Source organism: Pediococcus pentosaceus ATCC 25745, from assembly GCF_000014505.1.
GTDB classification, from domain to species: Bacteria; Bacillota; Bacilli; order Lactobacillales; family Lactobacillaceae; genus Pediococcus; species Pediococcus pentosaceus.
The window spans coordinates 652,004-667,839 of record NC_008525.1 but is presented as its reverse complement, the minus strand read 5'-3'; the positions used below and the strand labels follow the sequence as shown (position 1 = coordinate 667,839).

The 15,836-nt window shown below is 40.0% G+C and carries 15 protein-coding genes; 2 read left to right on the top strand and 13 right to left on the bottom strand.

The genetic code is table 11. The features are described 5' to 3' along the window. Window positions 1-29: 29 nt before the first annotated feature. The 4 genes from PEPE_RS02985 to PEPE_RS02970 all read right to left on the bottom strand — a co-directional run bounded on the left by PEPE_RS02985 (window position 30) and on the right by PEPE_RS02970 (window position 3,200). Window positions 30-803, bottom strand: coding sequence for an alpha/beta fold hydrolase (locus tag PEPE_RS02985; RefSeq protein ID WP_002833900.1), 774 nt, complete (start codon window positions 801-803; stop codon window positions 30-32). A 72-nt stretch (window positions 804-875) separates the two neighbouring features. Continuing rightward, the gene (gene ptsP, locus PEPE_RS02980) at window positions 876-2,600 is read right to left on the bottom strand and encodes a phosphoenolpyruvate--protein phosphotransferase (RefSeq protein WP_011673182.1); all 1,725 of its coding nucleotides are present in this window, start codon (window positions 2,598-2,600) and stop codon (window positions 876-878) included. After that, window positions 2,600-2,866, bottom strand: a complete 267-nt coding sequence (locus tag PEPE_RS02975; RefSeq protein WP_002833902.1) for a phosphocarrier protein HPr — start codon at window positions 2,864-2,866, stop codon at window positions 2,600-2,602. Before PEPE_RS02975 ends, ptsP begins: the two co-directional genes overlap by 1 nt. Before the next feature lie 145 nt (window positions 2,867-3,011). Further along, complete coding sequence (locus tag PEPE_RS02970) at window positions 3,012-3,200, bottom strand: hypothetical protein (protein ID WP_002833903.1); 189 nt, start codon at window positions 3,198-3,200, stop codon at window positions 3,012-3,014. Window positions 3,201-3,404: 204 nt separating this feature from the next. On the opposite strand from PEPE_RS02970, the gene PEPE_RS02965 reads away from it, so the two are divergent. Next, on the top strand, window positions 3,405-5,624 hold the full coding sequence (locus PEPE_RS02965; protein ID WP_041526957.1) for an ATP-dependent Clp protease ATP-binding subunit: 2,220 nt from the start codon (window positions 3,405-3,407) through the stop codon (window positions 5,622-5,624). A 54-nt stretch (window positions 5,625-5,678) separates the two neighbouring features. Here PEPE_RS02965 and PEPE_RS02960 read toward each other — a convergent pair whose 3' ends face one another. The 8 genes from PEPE_RS02960 to recX all read right to left on the bottom strand — a co-directional run bounded on the left by PEPE_RS02960 (window position 5,679) and on the right by recX (window position 13,995). Then, window positions 5,679-6,041, bottom strand: coding sequence for a DUF1634 domain-containing protein (locus PEPE_RS02960; protein ID WP_002833905.1), 363 nt, complete (start codon window positions 6,039-6,041; stop codon window positions 5,679-5,681). Then, complete coding sequence (locus tag PEPE_RS02955; protein ID WP_002833906.1) at window positions 6,041-6,886, bottom strand: sulfite exporter TauE/SafE family protein; 846 nt, start codon at window positions 6,884-6,886, stop codon at window positions 6,041-6,043. The genes PEPE_RS02960 and PEPE_RS02955 overlap by 1 nt, the downstream gene beginning before the upstream one ends. Before the next feature lie 67 nt (window positions 6,887-6,953). Further along, window positions 6,954-9,128 carry an LTA synthase family protein gene (locus PEPE_RS02950; RefSeq protein ID WP_002833907.1) on the bottom strand — a complete coding sequence of 725 codons (2,175 nt, stop codon included), beginning with the start codon at window positions 9,126-9,128 and terminating at the stop codon, window positions 6,954-6,956. Window positions 9,129-9,233: 105 nt separating this feature from the next. Then, window positions 9,234-10,802, bottom strand: coding sequence for a peptide chain release factor 3 (locus PEPE_RS02945; RefSeq protein WP_002833908.1), 1,569 nt, complete (start codon window positions 10,800-10,802; stop codon window positions 9,234-9,236). 67 nt (window positions 10,803-10,869) lie between these two features. Beyond that, window positions 10,870-11,274 carry a glycerol-3-phosphate cytidylyltransferase gene (tagD, locus tag PEPE_RS02940; RefSeq protein WP_002833910.1) on the bottom strand — a complete coding sequence of 135 codons (405 nt, stop codon included), beginning with the start codon at window positions 11,272-11,274 and terminating at the stop codon, window positions 10,870-10,872. A 75-nt stretch (window positions 11,275-11,349) separates the two neighbouring features. Further along, entirely contained in the window at window positions 11,350-12,480 is a 1,131-nt protein-coding gene (locus tag PEPE_RS02935; RefSeq protein ID WP_002833911.1) for an AI-2E family transporter, read from the bottom strand. An 81-nt stretch (window positions 12,481-12,561) separates the two neighbouring features. After that, window positions 12,562-13,116 (bottom strand): DUF402 domain-containing protein, encoded by a 555-nt coding sequence (locus PEPE_RS02930; RefSeq protein WP_002833912.1) that lies wholly within the window; start codon window positions 13,114-13,116, stop codon window positions 12,562-12,564. Between the two features lie 102 nt (window positions 13,117-13,218). Then, a complete protein-coding gene (recX, locus tag PEPE_RS02925) occupies window positions 13,219-13,995 on the bottom strand; it encodes a recombination regulator RecX (RefSeq protein ID WP_011673180.1) in 777 nt (258 codons plus the stop codon). Window positions 13,996-14,088: 93 nt separating this feature from the next. On the opposite strand from recX, the gene PEPE_RS02920 reads away from it, so the two are divergent. Beyond that, entirely contained in the window at window positions 14,089-14,544 is a 456-nt protein-coding gene (locus PEPE_RS02920) for a flavodoxin (protein WP_002833914.1), read from the top strand. Between the two features lie 101 nt (window positions 14,545-14,645). Here the strand turns inward: PEPE_RS02920 and wecB are convergent, their stop codons facing one another. After that, window positions 14,646-15,758, bottom strand: coding sequence for a non-hydrolyzing UDP-N-acetylglucosamine 2-epimerase (gene wecB / locus PEPE_RS02915; protein ID WP_011673179.1), 1,113 nt, complete (start codon window positions 15,756-15,758; stop codon window positions 14,646-14,648). Window positions 15,759-15,836 lie beyond the last annotated feature (78 nt).

The window sequence follows — 15,836 nt, the reverse complement described above, 5'->3', positions numbered from 1 at the left end:
ATGTGATATGCAAACCTCGCCCGTCAACCTTAGACAAATTGTAATACTAATCGATTGAATTCAGTGGGATCCTCTGCCATCGGAATGTGCCCCACATTTTTCATTACATTAACCGTGATATTAGCATTTAAGGCAGATAGTTCAGCGGTCTTGGTGCTATCAAAGAAGGGGCTTTTTTCCCCCATTATAAACAACACTGGTTTCGTCGCCTGTTCTAAGACAAAGCGCCAATCCTTTTTCGCATGCCCCTTAACCAAAGCTCGGTTCCGAGGTTGAGAAAATGGATAGGCCGAATCAATGGCCTTAGAATTTTTGAAGACAAAATCATCAATGTGTTTATAGGCTGGACGGACAATCGGTTCGTTCATTACTTCATCAAAATTATCCTCCGCTAAATTTTTAAATCCGAGGTGCCACTGTTGGTCATTTAACATCTTAGGTGACTGATCCACAAAGATGGCCTTACTCAAGAAATCCCAGCCTCGAAGGTTAATAATATTCCACAATACTGCTGCTCCCATCGAGTTACCAATTCCGATGGGTTCTTTTAATTGTAAATAATCTACTAATTGTAGAACTTCATCCGCTAAATCTCCGATTTGAAGTTCACCATCTACTCGATCAGATTGACCATGATTTAGATAATCTAATCGAATCACTCGATAGCCTCTTTGCAAAAAGAAGTTCACTTGTCCCGACCAAATTTCAGTATTGCCTCCAAAGCCCGTTAAAAACAGAATAGGTGTACCTTGTCCTTCATCTTCAAAAAAGATTTGGGCTCCCGACTTTAATTTTAATTTCATTGATTTTCCTCCTAGAGAATAAAAAAGAACCGCGACACTAAGGTCAGCGGTTCTAAAATAGTTTGCTTTAGATTAAATGTTGTCAACAGTTTCTTGAACTAACTTGATTACATCTTCGTTAGTTTCAGCTTCTGTAACAGCCTTTTCAGCTAACTTCTTCATATCGTCAGTTGTTAACTTCTTCATCAATGAACGGGTCTTCAAGATTGAAGTTGCACTCATTGAGAATTCGTCTAAACCAAGTCCCATTAAAATTGGAACAGCGATTTGATCGCCGGCCATTTCACCACACATACCAGTCCACTTGCCTTCAGCATGTGAAGCATCAATAGTTTGCTTGATTAAGCGAAGCAATGATGGGTTATATGGTTGATACAAGTATGAAACCTTTTCGTTACCACGATCAGCAGCGAATGAGTATTGAATCAAATCGTTTGTTCCAATACTAAAGAAGTCTACATACCTAGCCAACTTATCAGCAATCATAGCAGCAGCTGGGATTTCCATCATCATACCGACTTGGATTTCACCAACTTCTTGTCCAGCATCGACCATCTTTTGACGTTCGTCATCATAGATAGCACGGGCCTTCTTAAATTCGGCTACTGTAGCAATCATTGGGAACATAATTGCTAGCTTACCGAATGCCGAAGCACGGAGCAAAGCACGAAGTTGTGTACGGAATAAATCTGTACGATCCAAACTAATTCGGATTGCACGATAACCCAAGAATGGGTTCATTTCTTCTGGAAGTGGTAAGTAAGGAAGTTCCTTGTCTCCACCGATATCCATTGTACGAACAACAACTTGCTTGCCGTTCATGCCTTCAACAACCTTCTTATAAGCTTCGAATTGTTCATCTTCTGATGGTAATTCGGAAGCATTCATGTATAAGAATTCAGAACGGAACAAACCAACGGCTTCACCACCATTGTCAAGAACACCTTGTAAATCATCCGGTGTACCGATGTTAGCAGCTAAGTCAAAATGAACGCCGTCTTTTGAAACGGTCTTTTCATTCTTAAGTTTTTCCCATTCAGCTTTTTGAGCCTTAAATTCTTCACCCTTTTGTTGATAAGCTTTGATTTCGTCATCAGTAGGTGCAATAATTGCATCCCCAGTAAGTCCATCAACAATCATCATTTCGCCTTGTTTTATGCTAGTAGTAGCCTTTTCAGAACCAACAACTGCTGGAATTTCAAGGGTACGAGACATGATTGCAGAATGTGATGTACGACCACCAATATCTGTAATAAAGCCTTTAACGTAACGACGATCCAATTGAGCTGTATCACTTGGAGTCAAGTCGTGCGCAACAATAACGACTTCTGAATCAATCAAAGCGGGGTTAGGAAGTTCCACACCCAACAAGTGACTCATCAAACGTTTAGTAACGTCACGAATATCTGCGGCACGTTCTTGCATATAAGCATTATCAGTCATTGCTTCAAACATTGAAATAAAGTTATCCGTAACTTCTTTAGTAGCTTCTTCTGCATTAATTGTGTCGTTTTTAATTTTGTCTTCAATATTACCAATCAATTCTGGATCAGAAAGAATGGTTAAATGAGCTTCAAAAACTTCTGCCTCTTCAGCACCAAGGTTTTCTGCAGCCTTAGCTTTGATGAGTGAAAGTTCTTCTTTAGACTTTTCCAAAGCATCATGAAGGCGTTTGATTTCTGCATCAACGTCAGTAATGTTTTTCTTTTCAAAAGAAAGATCTGGATCCACCATCAAATATGCTTTAGCAATGGCAATCCCATCACTGGCCGCAATACCTTTTAATGTGCCAGCCATTAGTCAGATAGTCCTTCCTTTTTCATTGTATCTTCAAGTGCTGCGATTGCGTCTGCTTCGTCATCACCATCAGCTGAGATAGTAACGTCTGCGCCTTGGCCAACACCAAGTGACATAACACCCATGATTGACTTCAAGTTAACTGATTTGTCTTTGTAAGTTAATTGAATGTCTGAGTTGAATTTGCTAGCTGATTGTACCAACAATGTTGCTGGACGTGCATGAATACCTGTTTCTGCAATTACATGAAAGTCGCGTTTTTCCATAATAAAATATCTCCTTTTGATTACACATATATTTTTGACCCAAATAAGTAGTGAACGTACACTAATTATTTATAAGCCTTTGATAAGAATAATATCAATTTATTAGTTGCAAAGCAAGCCCTTACATAAAACTTAAATAAATCCGTTATTTATCTTTGATACGTTCAAAGTGATAAACAACAATCCCGCCACGGTCTGCTTTTCCAATTACTTGCTTTCTTTCAGGAAATTCCATAAAACGTGGCTGGAAATCTTGGAACTCCTCTGCAGTAATCTTTAGCTCTTTGATTGAACCATCCTTCAAATCATTCAAAAGCTGTAAATAATCTCGCATGTTGTCACCTCACTTCGGTCTATTTATTCTATACCATTAAGTACTTTGTTATCAACAATAATATTACCTAATTATCCATCTTTTTTTCAAATCAAACTACTTGCACTCTGAAATAGAGTGTGTATAATTTAGGTATGGTCAATATTGGTCAAACATCATTTGACTAATTATCGTTTCACATTTTTGAAAGAAGGGAGACAGCAGATGCTTTGTCAAAACTGTCAAAAGAACGAAGCAAGCATTCACCTCTATACGAACGTGAATGGTCAACGTACAGAAGTTAATCTGTGTCAGAATTGCTATCAACTTTTAAAAAATCAACGAAATAATAACATTAATAGAAACGGAGGTGCTCGTATGGCACAAGATCCATTTGGATTTGGAAACTTAGATGACATCTTCCGTGCGATGCAAGGCGGCAATATGGGACAACCCGAAAACCTCTATGGACAACAAGTTCCCCCTACTCAACCAGGTGGTGGAAATGGTTCAGGTGGTAATCCTAACAACCGTGGCAACGGCGGATCACTTTTAAGTCAGTATGGCTTGAACCTAACTGATTTAGCTAAACAAGGTAAGATTGATCCCGTGATTGGTCGTGACAGCGAAATTGAACGGGTCATTGAAATTCTAAACCGTCGTACTAAAAATAACCCAGTTTTAATTGGTGAAGCTGGGGTTGGTAAAACTGCTGTCGTAGAAGGATTGGCTCAGCGGATTGTGGAAGGTTCTGTTCCTCAAAAGCTAGTTAATAAACAAATCGTGCGTTTGGACGTAGTTTCTCTAGTTCAAGGTACTGGAATTCGTGGTCAATTCGAACAACGTATGCAACAACTAATGAAAGAAGTTCAAGCTAACAAAGACATGGTCGTCTTCATCGATGAAATCCATGAAATTGTTGGCGCTGGTAATGCTGAAGGCGGCATGGATGCTGGTAACGTTCTTAAACCAGCCCTTGCCCGAGGCGACTTCCAATTAGTCGGTGCTACAACGCTTAAAGAATTCCGGGACATTGAAAAGGATGCGGCCCTTGCCCGTCGTTTACAACCAGTACAAGTCGATGAACCTAGTGAAGAAGAAGCTATTAAGATTCTAAAAGGAATTCAAAAGAAATACGAAGATTATCATCATGTTCACTACACGGATGATGCAATCGAAGCAGCCGTAAAATTATCAAAACGCTACATTCAAGATCGCTTCCTTCCTGATAAGGCCATCGACCTCCTTGATGAAGCTGGTTCTAAGAAGAATCTAACGATTAACATCGCTGATCCAGAAACCATTCAAAAGAAGATTGATGAAGCGGAAGCTCAAAAGAAAGCTGCCCTTCAATCAGAAGATTACGAAAAAGCAGCTTACTACCGTGATCAAGTTTCTAAGCTTGAAAAGAACAAAGATGGTGCAACAAGTAGCGAAGAACAACCAACGGTCACTGAAGAAGATATGGAAAAGATTATCGAAACTAAGACTGACATTCCAGTTGGTGACTTGCAAAAGCAGGAACAAGAACAACTTCAAAATCTTTCAGAAAACTTGAAAGATCACGTCATTGGACAAAATGAAGCTGTCGATAAGATTTCTCGGGCCATTCGTCGTAACCGGATTGGTTTAAACGGAACTGGTCGTCCGATTGGTTCCTTCCTCTTCGTCGGTCCTACCGGAGTTGGTAAGACTGAGTTAGCTAAGCAACTTGCGCAACAATTGTTTGGTTCTAAGGATTCTATGATTCGCTTTGATATGAGTGAGTACATGGAGCCTCATTCAATATCAAAATTAATCGGTTCGCCTCCAGGGTACGTTGGTTACGAAGAAGCGGGTCAATTAACTGAACAAGTTCGTCGTCATCCATACAGCTTAGTTCTCCTAGATGAAGTGGAAAAAGCTCACCCAGATGTCATGCATATGTTCTTGCAAATCTTGGATGATGGTCGTCTAACTGATTCACAAGGTCGGACAGTAAGCTTCAAAGATACCATCATTATTATGACTTCTAATGCCGGAACTGGTGACGTACAAGCTGATGTTGGTTTTGGAGCAGCTGCTCAAGGTAAGACCCACTCCGTCCTTGACAAACTGGGAAATTACTTCAAGCCTGAATTCTTGAACCGTTTTGACGACATTGTTGAGTTCCAAGCCTTAACTAAGGAAAACTTAATGCAAATTGTCGACTTAATGATTGCAGACGTTAATAGCATGTTGGCAACCCAAGGACTACACGTTGATGTAACCAAACCAGTTGAAGAACGCTTAGTTGATTTAGGCTACAATCCTAAGATGGGTGCTCGCCCATTGCGTCGGGTAATTCAAGAACAAATTGAAGATCGCATCGCGGACTTTTATCTTGACCATCCAGCAGAAAAGCAACTAAACGCTAAGATTAAAGATGATCAAATTGAAATTACTGGTGCTCCTAAAAAAGATTAAATAATAAAAAGAGGTTAGGTAAACCAATTATGGTTTACCTAACCTCTTCTTTTTTTATCCGCGATAACCAATTGCCATACCAATAATTAGAATTACTAGTACGATTGTAGTAATGACCACGTACAAACGGTCGCCTTCTTTAGCAAAGGCATAAATTGAAACAATTACTCGTAGAACGGGTGTCAAAATTAATAAGAAAATTCCAAACATCAAAACCGCATAAGGTTTAAAAGCTAACACCCCATGAAAGATAGGCGTAATCCGAGTCGGTAAAGCCCCCGAATATCCAGAACCATTCTTAAATAACCATAGACCAATTCCTAATAGAATCACTAGCGCTGAAATATATACTCCCACTTGAAGGACACGCCCAATGACTAATTCCACGTGTTGCATCTCTTGTTTTTTAGCATTCATTAGATGTTCACCCCAAATCCTTTAAGAATCATTTGCAATCCCATATATAAAAGAACGGGAATAAAAATCATTCGAATCCAACGGGGTTGTAGATGTTGCATAATTCGACTTCCCAATTGAGCTCCAAATAAAATTCCAATCGCTAATGGTCCTGCGATATCAGCATGAATGGAACCGTTAAAGAAATAGACCATGGCACTGGCAGCAGCGGTGACTCCCATCATCAAATTACTGGTAGCACTAGAAGGCTTAAGTGGCATCTTCATAATGTTATCCATTGCCATAACTTTGAAAGCTCCACTACCAATTCCTAATAATCCACTGGCTAATCCGGCCCCAAACATTACGGCTGAACCACCGGGAACATTTTCTACTTGGTAATCAACATTTTTCTTAAGAGCTTTATCATAGTAGCTACCATTTAAGTTGAGTTGATTTGCTAAACGATCATTTTTAGTACTACCTTCTTCACCACCGCCGCGACGCAACTTGCGGTACATATTCCAAGAAGAAAATACCAAGAATGAACCAAAAAGCACAAAAAGGACGGTCGAGTTAAATATTCCGGTCATAATTGCCCCAACAATCGCCCCGACGGTCGTCGCAATTTCTAAAAACATCGCTACTCGTAAATTAAGCATCTCATCTTTTAAATACGCAATGGTTGCCCCCGAACTCGTTGCAATCACCGCGATGATACTAGCCCCAATCGCATACTTAATATCTAATCCCATTGCCACCGTTAAAACTGGAGTAATAATCATTCCTCCCCCAATTCCCAGGATGGCTCCAAAAATTCCGGCCATTAGTCCCACTAATAGTAGAATTATCAAATGACTTGCCATAAAATCGCTTCCTCTCTTAATAAAAAAACTGAGAAGCACCCCTAAAGGTCTCTTCTCAGTCTTTAAGTTACTTACTACTTTCAGATGATGAACTAGAGCTACTACTTGAATCACTGCTTGAAGACTTCGAAGCTGAGCTATCTGAAGAACTACTGCTTGAACTAGATGATTTATCAGCATTGCTTTCTAGTTCAGGAGCATCCGTTTCATAATCATCCAACGTTGATTTGCCGTGGTTTTGTTCAATCAAACTCGTCTTAGAACTTTGAGCTTTATTTAGTTGTTCGAGCGCCGACTTCATATTGTAACTGTAGTCTGACTTATTAACCTTCTTAAACCAATCCAACTTGGCAAAGCGCAAGAGATCACCATTAATAATCTTATCTGAATATTCGAGTTCTTTATTAACGTAATCTTGGATCTTTTTCACTTCTTGTTTTTGAGCAGGTGTTTCGTCTGTGACTTGTTCACCAGTGGCCGTCAAGTAGAGGTCGCCCCCGTACTTGGTATACTTCTTCGAAACAAAGTCCCCATTTCGGAACGCCACAATCTGGTTGTATTGTTTTGAATTAATATCATGTCCAAATTGGTAAGCGCCTGGCGTCTTGATGCCGAGTAAATTCAATAAGGTTGGCATCACATCAATTTCACCACTGTAGTTGTGGTTAACACCACCCTTTAGACCAGGTGAATGAATCATGAAAGGAACCTTTTGGAACATGGCAAGATCATAGTTGGTTACACCCTTCAAACCTAAGATCTTGGCAATGGCCGGCTTATGGTTGTTAGAAATCCCATAATGGTCACCATACATCATGATGGTGCTCTTATTGTACAAACCAGTTTTCTTCAAGTAATTTAGTAATTCCCCAATTGATTGATCTAAGTAATGCGCAGTTTGCACATACGGATCAACGGTTGAATCACCGGTATCCCATTTGTCGATAGAAACGTTCTTCTTTTCGATTCCGTATGGATAGTGGTTCGAGACCGTAATCAATTTAGCATAGAACGGTTGTGGTAATTGTTCCAAGTACTTAGCCGATTGTTGTAAGAAGAGCTTATCCTTCATCCCGTATCCACTAACGTAGCCCTTCTTCAATGTGTAATATTGCTTACTGAAGAAGTACTGGTAACCAAATGACTTATAAGCGTTGTCTCGGTTCCAGAAACTAGCTACATCCCCATGGAAAGCGGCCGTCGAATACCCATTTTGTTGCATTAAAGCGGGCATCGATTGGAAAGTATTGGTGGTCCCGTCAGTTACCATCGCCGAACCTTCTGCCAAACCAAATAAGGAATTTTCCAGCATCATTTCGGCATCCGCCGTCTTACCTTGACCAACTTGATTGAAGAAGTTGTCGTAGGCTAAAGTATTTTTATCCTTGTAGAACTTATTAATGTTCGGCGTAATTTCTTCGCCTTTCCATTTTTTGTTAATTACAAATTGTTGAAGACTTTCCAAATGGATGATAATGACATTTTTGCCCTTAGCCACCCCTTTGTATTCAACATTAGCAGGAACATTATTTTCTTTGATGAACTTCTTAATCGGATCTAATTGTGAACCCTTAGCTTCCTTTTTCTTATTGCTGTTTTCAAATGACTTAACCCCATCATACAAAGTGAAACTTTGTAGTCCTAGGTACTTAACAATGTAGTTATTATCAAAGGTCCGCGTCAATAATCCTGAACGGTTGGAATAAGCTAAAGCCAAGTTAGCTGCTAAAACCCCAATCGATAGGACCGTCACCGCAAAGGAGTTCATTAACTTGAACTTGCTTTGGTCTATCTTAACGAATCCAAACGCTAAAATAGCAATAACGAAAATTACATCAATAAAAACTAGGAAATCAGTAGTTCGTAGAATTCCCATCAGACTCTTTCCTAAATTATCGGAGGCTGACCCAGAACCCTTAATTAAATTAAAGGTAATGAAATCTGAAAACTCGCGATAATAAAGGATGTTGGCAAATAGCCAAGTCGATAAGATGGTATCCATAATAATCATGTACCAGTAGGCCCACTTACCACGGATATACAATCCAATCCCGAACAAAAGTATGGCAAAACCCAGCGGGCTGATGGCGAGAATCAATTCTTGCATGCCACCCTGAACACCCAACGTGAATTTTGTTTGATATGCTATGTACGATTTAATCCAAAATAAACCTGTAATTAGCATGAAGAAGCCAAATTTAGTATTTAGCCCCTGTCGAAATTTACCCCATAAACGATTCATGCTATCGTTCCTCCACGTGATATTTCTTGATACAACTTAACCATTATATATTAAAAACTAAAAAATTAACCCCATTTGAGGTGTTAATTTAGAAAGATTTAGTTTTTAGAGTTTGGCCGTTAGTTTAACATCTGGGTATTTACCAGCAAACCAACGTTCTGCAAATTGGTTTTCAAATAAGAACAATGGTTGTCCATAACGGTCTTTAACCAATAAGTTACGTGAAGACGACATTTTTTCATCGAGTTGTTCTGGGTCAATCCAGCGCGCAGTCTTTTTACCCATAGGTTGCATAACTACTTCGGAATTGTATTCATTTTGCATCCGGAATTGGAAAACTTCAAATTGAAGTTGACCTACGGCACCGAGAATATAATCTCCAGTAGTGTAGTTAGTATAAAGCTGGACAGCTCCTTCTTGAACCAATTGCTTGATTCCCTTATGGAAGGACTTTTGCTTCATCACGTTTTTAGCGGAAACTTGCATAAATAGTTCCGGTGTAAATTGTGGTAATTTTTCAAATTGAATGGCATGTTTGCCAGCGTAAATAGTATCCCCAATTTGGAAGTTACCCGTATCATAAAGTCCGATGATATCTCCCGCAACCGCTGTTTCCACGTTTTCACGTGTGTCTGCCATGAATTGAGTGGAATTAGAAAGGCGTAAAGTTTTACCCGTCCGGTTCAAAGTGACGTCCATCCCACGATCAAATTCTCCAGAGCAAATGCGCAAAAAGGCAATCCGGTCACGGTGATTAGGATTCATATTAGCTTGAATCTTGAAAACAAATCCTGAAAATTCTTCTTCAGTTGGTTCGATTTCTTCACCGGCTTCATCTTTATGTGAAGTTGGTGCAGGAGCATATTGGAGGTAAGCATCCAAGAAAGTCTTAACCCCAAAGTTAGTCAAAGCCGAACCAAAGAAGACGGGAGTCAATTCCCCAGTAGCAATCTTGGCTTCATCAAATTGATTGCCAGCTTCTTTCATTAAAGAAACTTCCATCATGGCGTCTTGGAAAACACTTTCCTCTTCGATCGGATTGCTTTCTTTGAGTTCGCCGTCAGCATTAAGTTCCAAAAATTCTGGTTCATCAGTATGTAGTTCAATGCGGTTGTTGTAAATATCGTACAATCCGGCTAGTCCCTTACCCATTCCAATTGGCCAGTTCATCGGATAAGCTTCTACGCCTAAGACTTCTTCCAATTCATTAACCAAGTCTAGGGGTTCGCGTCCATCCCGATCCAACTTGTTCATGAAAGTGAAAATTGGAATACCGCGCATTTTACAAATTTGGAAAAGCTTTTTAGTTTGGGGCTCAATCCCTTTGGCGGAGTCAATTACCATGACAGCTGAATCCACGGCCATCAAGGTTCGATAAGTATCTTCTGAGAAATCCTCATGTCCAGGAGTATCCAAGATGTTAATTCGTTTACCAGCGTAATCAAATTGCATAACCGAACTAGTAACCGAAATTCCACGTTTCTTTTCAATTTCCATCCAGTCCGACTTAGCATAGTTGCCTGATTTACGGGCTTTAACCGTTCCGGCTTCGCGCACAACGCCCCCGAAGAGCAATAGTTGTTCTGTAATCGTCGTCTTACCAGCATCCGGATGGGAAATAATGGCAAACGTCCGGCGTTTTTCCACCGCATTTTTTAAATCTTGTTGATTCATAGTAGTTCCTTTCTCTCTAAAAAATAAGATTGGAATCGTCTAGACATTCCAATCTTAGTTTGTAGTCCTAATCTTTTTTGTAATCGCCTAGTCCAAGATCTTTTTTGATCTTAGTAGTTGAGATACCAGCCGTACGTGGCAAGTAGACGACCTTGCAATAATCTTTTAGGAAATCAAATTGACCTTCCCAGTCGTCACCCATCACAAAGATATCAATGTCATGGTCCTTAACATCGCTAATCTTTTGATCCCAATCACGTTCTGGAATAACTTCATCAACATACTTGATCGCTTCCAAAATGTACTTACGATCTTCGAAAGACGTATAAGCTTTTTTGCCCTTAATGGCGTTGAATTCATCAGTTGAAACACAAACGGTTAAATGATCTCCTAGTGCCTTAGCACGCTTGAGAAGACGGATATGACCTTTGTGTAGTAAATCAAAGGTTCCGTAAGTAATTACTTTTGTCAAGATTTATTCTCCTTGAATTATATTATTCAACTCTGTAGATATTACCATACTATCATTATATCTACCAATTTATTATTATTTTTGAGGCTTAATTTTTTCTTCAATGGTTTCTTGATCTAACTTCCAGATGTGATGAATGAAGTTAATCAAAACTTTAACTATCGCATATGCTGGCACCGCTAAAATCATTCCGAGAATGCCAGAAATCTTTCCAGCCACCAACAATAAAATAATAATGGTCAACGGGTGAATTTGAAGTGACTTACCAATCACATTAGGATAGATAAAGTTTCCGTCCACCTGTTGAACAATCAATACCACAATAATCACTGAAACAACTTGGCCCGGTGATTGAGCAATTGCCACTAGTAAAGATGGGAAAATTCCGAAATATGGACCCACATAAGGGATGATATTGCAGATTCCCGCAATCACTCCGAGGAGTAAGCCGTAAGGTTGTTGGATAATCATATAGCCGATAACCGTGAACGTCCCAACAAACAAACATTCAATGACTTGTCCTGAAATGTACGAAGATAAAGTATCACTCATAGTATTAAATAAATCCACCACATTCTTACGATTCCGGTGTGGAACCACTTGGGCAACTGTGGGGATCAATTTGTAACCATCTTTTAGCATATAGAACAAGATGATTGGCACGGTAATCACCACCACTGTGGCATTAGTTAAGGTGGAAATCAGATTACCGATATGCAGGGCCGTCCCTGCTAAAAAGCCTTCCGCATACTTACCAATCTCACTATTGATATTTTTGATAAAGGGCGCAAAGTCAATCTTCTTCAACCACGAATGTTCTAACAACTGTGGGACGGTCTTTTGCAACCTTTTGACAATGTAAGGCAAGTTCCCCAGCATTTGGGAAACCTGATCAATTAAGTTCGGTAAGAAAGAACTAATTCCCCATACAATCAACGTGATAAATAGGACAAACACAATCACGATTGCTAAGGTGCGGGGAATCTTAAATTTCTTGTAACGGACCTTAGTTAACAACTTTACCAAGGGATTAAGCATATAATACAAAAAGGTGGCTAAAATGATTGGCATAAATACAGTACTAATGAACGTCCCAATCGGGGTAAACAGGAAATCAATCTTCGTGCACACCCAGATTAAAGTCGCCACGATTAGTAGCTCCAAAGACCAATACATCAATGGCGTTTTTCTAAATTTTTCAAACATAACGTACTCCTCGCATGATATCGTCATTCTAATTTTAGTATTTTTTACACAAAAAGGAAGTGTTATGCACACCTCCTTTTTTTATCGAGTATTTCGCTCCGCTATATTTAGATAACGTTTGTACCAAATATTAATAAACTCGACCGAAAATGGCCCACGTTTTTCATCAATCCAACCCGTTAATTCGCGAACGCTATCCAATAAAATTTTGATTGTATCCTGAGGATAGCGCCATTTTTTACTGAATTGTTCAAATTCGTCCATATCAAGTAGGCGCCGTTCGCCATTTGGAAAAACCTTTACGTCCAAATCATAATCGACATATTTTAAGGCTTCGCGATCCAACACAAACGGCGACGCAATATTACAATAATACGAAACCCCACTGTCTCGAATCATCGCCACCACATTGAACCACGTATGTTTATTAAAATACACTAGCGCAGGCTCCCTGGTCACCCAACGACGACCATCATCTTCAATGACCACCGTATGGTCATTACATCCAATAAACTCATCTTCGTTGTTTTTCAGGACCATGGTCTCACGCCAAGTCCGATGCAAACTCCCATCATGCTTATAGCTTTTTATCGCAATATACTCGCCCTCTTTTGGTCTTTCTGAGTACTGAGACATAGCCTAAGCCCACTTTCTACAGCTGAAAGCTTTGAATTTCTCTTCAATTATAACAAAACCAGCCTTAGATTTGCACCATGCTTTAAGCTTTCCTACAGAATTCTATAACTCGTTTTCACGCATGAACCGTTCAATCAAGTCAATTTCAAAGCCTTTGTTGTACAAAGCCTGCTTGATTTTGGCTTTTTTACTATAGGCAGGGAGACCCGCATGTTTTCGAACTAAACGTTCACCCAACTTAACTAACTTTACATATTCGGCCTCCTCGTCAACCTTAAATTCGATTTTCTGGAGTGCTAAATCAATCGTAGCCGAATTAAAGCCCTTATTCATCAAAGTCTGTCGAACTTTGAGTTTCTGTTGTTTAAGGGCGGAATTACTTTGGCGTTTTTGAATTTTGCTGCCGACTTGGACCGCCAGCTCCACTTGGTCTTCGGCAGTGAAAAGAGCAAGGCCCGTTTGGATGTCATTCTCGTAAACCCCTTTTTGACGCAAATGGTTGATTAGATAACGCGGTCCCTTGTCCCCCGTCTTCATCATCGTCCGAACGTAACTCTTGGCATATTCGGCATCATCCAGCAAGTTCAAATCAGTCAGCTTAGCTAACACAGGACCAACAACCTCTTCTGGGAAATCCAGCTTGAAGAGTTTCTTAGCCACCTCATCTTGTGTCCGCAATTGACCCGTTAAGAAATTTAAAGCCTTATTGTAGGCTTCCGCACTCGTCTCATATTCACCAATCTCTTCTAAGAGCGCGCCCGTAATTTCCATCCCTTTACTTAAACGAAAATGGATAAAGGTTTCTTCACTAATGGGAAACGCATATTCACCATTAAGAAAAACATTGTAGCGACCAGCCTTTTTCTGGGCGGTAATCATGGTAATTTTTTTAGTTTCTGCTGAATTAATGTTAATCAGCTCCTTTTTTGCTATACTTTGATAAGAATTAATTGGAAAGAAGGTTACTTAAATATGCCCACTGCTAAAGTAGTTTTTGCCACTATCACTGGTAACAATGAAGATTGCGCCGACATCATCACCGAAGCCCTAGAAGACCTCGGCGTTGAAGTCGATGAAACTGAAATTTCACAAACGGATGCTGCCGAACTAAAAGATTATGACATTAACGTCATTGTTCCTTACACCTACGATGAAGGAGCTCTACCAGAAGAAGGAATGGATTTCTTTGATGACCTCGCTGAACTTGACCTTTCTGATAAAGTCTTTGGAGTAGCTGGTTCTGGAGATACCTTTTACGCTGAATATTATTGCTTAGCGGTCGATAAGTTCAGTGAAGCCATGACTAAAGCCCACGCCATTCAAGGTGCGGAAAATCTTAAAATTAACCTTGCCCCTGAATCCCAAGAAGATTTAGACCGTTTGGATAATTTTGCAAGTAGCCTAGTGGATAAATTTAACGCCCAATAGCTATTAATAATATAAAGGGAGCTGTGACAGCTGCTAGATAACCGACAAGTTATCGTAGCTTAGTCACAGCTCCTTTATTATATCGAAAACTAATACAATGATTACTGATTTTGCCATTTAGCAATGGCGTCTAGAATTTGTTTCGACGCTGTCCCGTCTCCATACGGATTCTTAGCTTGAGCCATTTGGTTGTAAGCCTCCGCATCATTCAACAACAAGGTCATTTGTTTTTTAACCTCTATTGGATCGGTACCGACTAACTTCAAAGTTCCGGCAGCAACCCCTTCGGGACGTTCTGTCGTATCGCGGAGCACGAGGACTGGTTTGCCGAGGGATGGGGCTTCTTCTTGGACTCCACCGGAATCAGTCATAATCAAATAACTCCGAGCAGCAATGTTATGGAAGTCCAGTACATCTAAAGGAGCAATTAATTTAATTCGAGCGTCATTGCCCAATTCCTCTTCTGCCATCTGTTGAACCTTAGGGTTGAGATGGACAGGGAAAATCACTTCCACGTCAGGAGTTTCGTCGACCACTTGGCGGATGGCTTTAAACACTCGTTGCATCGGAACGCCTTGGTTTTCACGGCGATGCATGGTAACTAAGATAATCCGATGTTCGGCCTTGATTTCATCAAGAACCTCATTTTGGTAATCTTTTTGGACCGTATCATGTAAGGCATCAATCGCCGTATTACCAGTCACAAAAATTTGTTTTTGTGGATGATTTTCCTGAAGCAAGTTTGCTTCACTGGTTGTGGTTGGAGCAAAATAAAGATCTGTTAGCACATCGGTCATTTGGCGATTCATTTCTTCTGGAAATGGGGAATACTTATTCCAAGTCCGTAAACCAGCCTCCACGTGTCCAACAGGGATTTGGTGGTAAAAAGCACTCAAGCCCGCCGAGAAAGTCGTCGTTGTATCCCCATGTACCAAAATTAAATCCGGGCGATCGTGATTTAAAATTTCGTCCATGCCGGATAAGACCTTACTTGTAATGCTACTCAAAGTTTGACTCTTTTCCATGATGTTCAAATCATAATCTGGTTTAATCTGGAAAATTTGTAAAACTTGGTCGAGCATTTCACGGTGCTGGCCAGTCACCACCGTGATGGGTTCAAACCGGTCGTCATTTTTCATGGCTTTGACCACTGGTGCCATCTTAATGGCTTCTGGTCGTGTCCCAAAGATACTCATTACTTTAATCTGCTTCATTTTATAGCCACCCTTCAACTTCTAAGAATATTATATCAGCATTCCTGCATAAAATATGCTAGGATAGTAAAAAAATAA